Source organism: Aggregatibacter actinomycetemcomitans DSM 8324, assembly GCF_000372365.1.
Classification (GTDB): Bacteria; Pseudomonadota; Gammaproteobacteria; order Enterobacterales; family Pasteurellaceae; genus Aggregatibacter; species Aggregatibacter actinomycetemcomitans.
The window spans coordinates 1-1486 of record NZ_AQUU01000031.1 but is presented as its reverse complement, the minus strand read 5'-3'; the positions used below and the strand labels follow the sequence as shown (position 1 = coordinate 1486).

1 rRNA gene is annotated in these 1486 nt (G+C 52.8%); it reads right to left on the bottom strand.

Annotation, left to right across the window (positions count from 1 at the left end):
- Positions 1-60 precede the first annotated feature (60 nt).
- Positions 61-1486, bottom strand: a 16S ribosomal RNA gene (locus A3CS_RS0110690); the annotation flags it as partial.

The window sequence follows — 1486 nt, the reverse complement described above, 5'->3', positions numbered from 1 at the left end:
GTTCTTCCATTGCCTACAATCATCAAACAAACTGTGTGAACACTTAAAGTCGTCTATTGGTAAGGAGGTGATCCAACCGCAGGTTCCCCTACGGTTACCTTGTTACGACTTCACCCCAGTCATGAATCATACCGTGGTAAACGCCCCCCTCTCGGTTAAGCTATCTACTTCTGGTACAACCCACTCCCATGGTGTGACGGGCGGTGTGTACAAGGCCCGGGAACGTATTCACCGCAACATTCTGATTCGCGATTACTAGCGATTCCGACTTCATGGAGTCGAGTTGCAGACTCCAATCCGGACTTAGACGTACTTTCTGAGATTCACTCCCCATCGCTGGTTGGTTACCCTCTGTATACGCCATTGTAGCACGTGTGTAGCCCTACTCGTAAGGGCCATGATGACTTGACGTCATCCCCACCTTCCTCCGGTTTATCACCGGCAGTCTCCTTTGAGTTCCCGACCAAGTCGCTGGCAACAAAGGATAAGGGTTGCGCTCGTTGCGGGACTTAACCCAACATTTCACAACACGAGCTGACGACAGCCATGCAGCACCTGTCTCAAAGCTCCCTAAGGCACAAACCCATCTCTGAGTTCTTCTTCGGATGTCAAGAGTAGGTAAGGTTCTTCGCGTTGCATCGAATTAAACCACATGCTCCACCGCTTGTGCGGGCCCCCGTCAATTCATTTGAGTTTTAACCTTGCGGCCGTACTCCCCAGGCGGTCGATTTATCACGTTAGCTTCGGGCACCAGGGCTAAACCCCAATCCCCAAATCGACACCGTTTACAGCGTGGACTACCAGGGTATCTAATCCTGTTTGCTCCCCACGCTTTCGCACATCAGCGTCAGTACATCCCCAAGGGGCTGCCTTCGCCTTCGGTATTCCTCCACATCTCTACGCATTTCACCGCTACACGTGGAATTCTACCCCTCCCTAAAGTACTCCAGACCCCCAGTATGAAATGCAATTCCCAGGTTAAGCCCGGGGATTTCACACCTCACTTAAAGGTCCGCCTACGTGCCCTTTACGCCCAGTTATTCCGATTAACGCTCGCACCCCCCGTATTACCGCGGCTGCTGGCACGGAGTTAGCCGGTGCTTCTTCTGTATTTAACGTCAATTTGGCATGCTATTAACACACCAACCTTCCTCATCACCGAAAGAACTTTACAACCCGAAGGCCTTCTTCATTCACGCGGCATGGCTGCGTCAGGGTTGCCCCCATTGCGCAATATTCCCCACTGCTGCCTCCCGTAGGAGTCCGGGCCGTGTCTCAGTCCCGGTGTGGCTGGCCATCCTCTCAGACCAGCTAGCGATCGTCGGCTTGGTAGGCCTTTACCCCACCAACTACCTAATCACACTTGGGCTCATCCTATGGCATGTGGCCCGAAGGTCCCACACTTTCATCTCCCGATTCTACGCGGTATTAGCGACAGTTTCCCGTCGTTATCCCCCTCCATAAGACAGATTCCCAAGCATTACTC